Below are 4,046 nucleotides of genomic sequence, written 5' to 3'. Positions count from 1 at the left end.
GGTTCGCGCAGGCGGTCGGGCTGGTCTTCGCCGCGGTGGGCCTGGTCGGTTTCACGGTGGGGCCCGAGTGGCTGGGGCTGGCGGCGACCGGCGCGGCGCTGGCGGCGGCCTTCCTGAACGCGGTGTTCGGGTATTGCCTGGGGTGCGAGATGTACCTGCTCGTCCGACGGGTCACCGTACGTACGGAGTAGAGGGCGGCTGAACTTCCGGTGGTCGCTCGTGTGTCCGACGTGACAAGAATCTCGCCCTCGGCCGACGCCAAGACTGGCTACTCGTGCGTTCTTGGGGCACGATCTGCGAGATGCCGTAAACCTACGGCTGCGTAACTTCCCGCCGGGAGACCCCTTCCCAGGCAGAGAGAAGGGTCCACTCCGCCCATGGCAGAGCTCGTCTACCGCCCCGCGATCGGTCTCGCCCACACCCTGTTCAAGGCATGGGACCTGAAGATCGACTGCAAGGGGTCGGAGAACATCCCGCGCTCGGGCGGCGCCGTGCTGGTGAGCAATCACATCGGCTATCTGGACTTCATCTTCGACGGCCTGGCGGCACTGCCGCAGAAGCGTCTGGTGCGTTTCATGGCCAAGGAGTCGGTGTTCCGGCACAAGGTCTCCGGTCCGCTGATGCGCAACATGCGGCACATCCCGGTGGACCGCAAGCAGGGCGAGGCGGCCTACGCGCACGCGCTGGACTCGCTGCGTTCCGGCGAGATCATCGGCGTCTTCCCCGAGGCCACCATCTCGCAGTCGTTCACCCTGAAGAGCTTCAAGTCGGGTGCCGCCCGGATGGCCCAGGAGGCGGGGGTCCCGCTGATCCCGATGGCCGTGTGGGGCACGCAGCGACTGTGGACCAAGGGACACCCCCGCAACTTCACGCGCAGCCACATCCCGATCACCATCCGGGTCGGCGAGGCGATAGAGGCCTCCAAGGACAAGTACGCGGGCGCCCTCACCCGCCAGCTCCGCGAGCGCGTCCAGGAGTTGCTGGAGGCCGCCCAGCGCGCCTACCCCGTCCGCCCCAAGGGGCCGGACGACACCTGGTGGATGCCCGCCCATCTCGGCGGCACGGCCCCGACCCCGGAGCAGGTCCGCGAGGCCGAGGCACGCTGACCCGCTCGACCGGCGCGGGCTTCACGGATCCTTCGTGCGCCGACGCCTCATGGGTTCCAGTAGGTGGACAGGGAACCGATGAAGCCCGCCCCGAAGTTGAGCACGACCAGTTGCGCCGCGGCGGTCAGCCACAGCCGGCAGACGAGGGCGAGGCCGACGGTGCCGGCCGCCAGCCGGTAGAGGAACACGACGGAGTCGTGCTGGTAGCTCGCGCCGTCCGGGGCCATCATTCCCGGGTACGGCAGCCAGTCCTCGGTGAAGACACCCTCCGTGCCGAGCATCAGGACCCAGCCGAGGACGACGAGGTCCACGGCGACCATCACCACGGCCACGCCCACGTCCGCGCGCCGATGCCGCTTCGACCTCTCCAGGAACCGCTGGATCCGCCCGGTCTCACGCATCCACCGAGTCGATCACTTCGACCTGGCGACGGCGTAGGGCGGAAGCCACACCTCCGGCAACAGGAGCGTCACAGGAACCGGCGCCCGCAACGGTCTCAGAGTTCCGTGGGGAGCGTTCGCCAGAGGTGCGGCCCGTCGGGGGCGGCCCTGAGCGCGTCGAGTACCGCCGGATGCGGCGCGGCGTGGAGAACCGGGTAGTCCAGCTCGCCGGAGTCGGGGTCGGGCACCCAGGCCAGCCGCTCACCGTCCAGCGAGAACCGGGCATCCACACCCGGCTTGTTGCCGCGGGGATCCTGGCGGTGCCAATGCCCGTTGAAGCGCACCGCGACCAGACCGTGGACGACGTGTCCGCCGCCGTCGTCGTGCGCCAGCCGCTGATAGCAGAGCGCGGTGGGGATGTCCTCGGCGCGCAGCAGCGCGGCCAGGGCGTGGGCCTTGGCATAGCAGATGCCGGTCCCCTGCTCCAGGACGTCGGAGGCGCGCCAGGTGACGCGCGGATCACCCGAGTCGGCGGAGTGGGGAATGGTGTCACGCACGAACTCGTACGCCGCCCGCGCATAGTCATACGAGTCGGTCGCATCCTTGGCGAGCCGCGCGGCCGCCTGCCGCACCTGGGGGTGGTCATGGTCGATGACCTCGTCGGCGGCCAGATATGCGGACAGGTCGGGGGTTTGCTGGATGAGCTCCATGCCCGCAGAGCATAGGAATACGATCACCCGGGAGTCAATATATTTCCTGGTGATCGTATATCCATGCAGACTCTCGGAGTCCGGTACGGGTCAGGGTCAGCGCGCCATCTCCTCCTTGAGCGCGGCCACGAATCCGTCCACGTCCTCCTCCGTCGTGTCGAAGGAGCACATCCAGCGGACGTCGCCGGCCGTCTCGTCCCAGAAGTAGAAGCGATAGCGCTTCTGGAGGCGTTCGCTCACGTCGTGCGGGAGGCGGGCGAAGACGGCGTTGGCCTGCACGGGGTGGAGGATCTCCACCCCGTGGACCGCGCGGACGCCCTCGGCGAGCCGCTGCGCCATCTCGTTGGAGTGGCGGGCGTTGCGCAGCCACAGGTCCTTCGCCAGCAGGGCCTCCAACTGCGCCGACACGAAGCGCATCTTGGAGGCGAGCTGCATGGACAGCTTGCGCAGGTGCTTCATGTGGCGGACGGCGTCCTGGTTGATGACGACGACCGCCTCACCGAACATCGCCCCGTTCTTGGTGCCGCCCAGGGAGAGCAGGTCGACGCCGGCCGCGTTGGTGAACGTACGCATCGGGACGTTCAGGGAGGCGGCGGCGTTGGCTATCCGGGAGCCGTCCAGGTGCACCTTCATGCCGTGCGCGTGGGCGTGCTCGCAGATCGCGCGGATCTCCTCGGGCGTGTAGAGGGTGCCGAGTTCGGTGCTCTGGGTGATCGAGACGACCTGCGGCATCGCGCGGTGCTCGTCGTCCCAGCCGTACGCCTGGCGGTCGATCAGCTCGGGGGTGAGCTTGCCGTCGGGTGTGGGCACGGTGAGCAGCTTCAGCCCGCCGACCCGTTCGGGAGCCCCGCACTCGTCGACGTGGATGTGCGCGCTCTCGGCGCAGATCACCGCGCCCCAGCGGTCGGTGACGGCCTGGAGCGCGACGACGTTGGCGCCGGTGCCGTTGAAGACCGGGAACGCCTCGGCGGTGGCGCCGAAGTGGCCGCGGACGATCCGCTGGAGGTTCTCGGTGTACTCGTCCTCGCCGTACGCGACCTGGTGCCCGCCGTTGGCCAGGGCCAGGGCGGCGAGCACCTCGGGGTGGACCCCCGCGTAGTTGTCGCTGGCGAAGCCACGGACCTCCGGGTCGTGACGGCGTCGGGCGTCGGTCCTCGGAGGGTTCACGGCTTGTCGGTCAGCCACAGACGGTTCCCGTTCACTTCGGCGGCGGACTTGTCCCAGACACCGGCGATGGCCTCGGCCAGCTCCTTGACGTCGGTGAAGCCCGCGAACTTCGCGTTGGGTCGGTCGGCGCGCATCGCGTCGTGCACCAACGCCTTCACGACCAGGATGGCAGCCGCGGAGGTCGGCCCGTCCGGCCCGCCCGCCTTGCGGAAGTAGTCGGCCGTGGCCAGTGTCCACGCCTCGGCGGCGGCCTTGGCGGCGGCATAGGCCGCGTTGCCCGCCGTGGGCTTGCTCGCGCCGGCCGCGCTGATGAGGACGTACCGGCCGCGCTCGCTGCGCTGCAGGGCCTCGTGGAAGGCGAGGGAGGTGTGCTGCACGGTGCGGATGAGCAGCATCTCCAGGAAGTCCCAGTCGTCGAGGCTGGTCCTGGTGAAGGTCTCGCTGCCGCGCCAGCCGCCGACGAGGTGGACGAGTCCGTCGACCCGCCCGAAGTCCTTCTCGATGCGGGTGGCCCAGTCACGGGTCGACTGGAGGTCGAGGAGATCGACCGTGTCGCCGACGACGGTGGCGCCGCCGTGCGCGTAGCGGGCCGCGTCGACGGCCTCGGAGAGCCGCTCGGGGTCGTTGTCGGAGCCGACGACGATCGCGCCCGCTTCGGCCAGCCGCAGCAGGGCCGCCCGGCC

General features: G+C 69.7%; 6 protein-coding genes. 2 read left to right on the top strand and 4 right to left on the bottom strand.

Going from position 1 to position 4,046, the window contains the following annotated elements:
• Positions 1 to 191: DUF4395 family protein (locus tag AWZ10_RS27240; protein WP_159058349.1), on the top strand; the 191-nt coding region annotated here is incomplete at its 5' end.
• Positions 192 to 377: 186 nt separating this feature from the next.
• A complete protein-coding gene (locus tag AWZ10_RS27235) occupies positions 378 to 1,106 on the top strand; it encodes a lysophospholipid acyltransferase family protein (protein WP_046703945.1) in 729 nt (242 codons plus the stop codon).
• A gap of 47 nt (positions 1,107 to 1,153) precedes the next feature.
• On the opposite strand, the gene AWZ10_RS27230 is transcribed toward AWZ10_RS27235, so the two are convergent.
• The 4 genes from AWZ10_RS27230 to AWZ10_RS27215 form a co-directional block, all read right to left on the bottom strand.
• Complete coding sequence (locus AWZ10_RS27230; protein WP_060892293.1) at positions 1,154 to 1,507, bottom strand: hypothetical protein; 354 nt, start codon at positions 1,505 to 1,507, stop codon at positions 1,154 to 1,156.
• 95 nt (positions 1,508 to 1,602) lie between these two features.
• On the bottom strand, positions 1,603 to 2,196 hold the full coding sequence (locus tag AWZ10_RS27225; protein ID WP_060892292.1) for a transglutaminase domain-containing protein: 594 nt from the start codon (positions 2,194 to 2,196) through the stop codon (positions 1,603 to 1,605).
• A 96-nt stretch (positions 2,197 to 2,292) separates the two neighbouring features.
• On the bottom strand, positions 2,293 to 3,363 hold the full coding sequence (locus tag AWZ10_RS27220; RefSeq protein WP_046703942.1) for a threonine aldolase family protein: 1,071 nt from the start codon (positions 3,361 to 3,363) through the stop codon (positions 2,293 to 2,295).
• The coding region (locus AWZ10_RS27215) for an SDR family NAD(P)-dependent oxidoreductase (RefSeq protein ID WP_060892291.1) at positions 3,360 to 4,046 on the bottom strand (687 nt) is incomplete at its 5' end. The genes AWZ10_RS27220 and AWZ10_RS27215, both read right to left, overlap by 4 nt.

Source organism: Streptomyces europaeiscabiei (assembly GCF_001550375.1).
In the GTDB taxonomy this organism is placed as follows: domain Bacteria; phylum Actinomycetota; class Actinomycetes; order Streptomycetales; family Streptomycetaceae; genus Streptomyces; species Streptomyces europaeiscabiei.
This window is presented reverse-complemented; position numbering and strand designations above follow the sequence as displayed.

What these genes read in the sequence shown, in the direction of transcription:
- AWZ10_RS27235 (WP_046703945.1), top strand. Translation starts at nt 378, where the DNA reads ATGGCAGAGCTCGTCTACCGCCCCGCGATCGGTCTCGCCCACACCCTG.
- AWZ10_RS27225 (WP_060892292.1), bottom strand. Translation starts at nt 2,196, where the DNA reads ATGGAGCTCATCCAGCAAACCCCCGACCTGTCCGCATATCTGGCCGCC.
- AWZ10_RS27230 (WP_060892293.1), bottom strand. Translation starts at nt 1,507, where the DNA reads ATGCGTGAGACCGGGCGGATCCAGCGGTTCCTGGAGAGGTCGAAGCGG.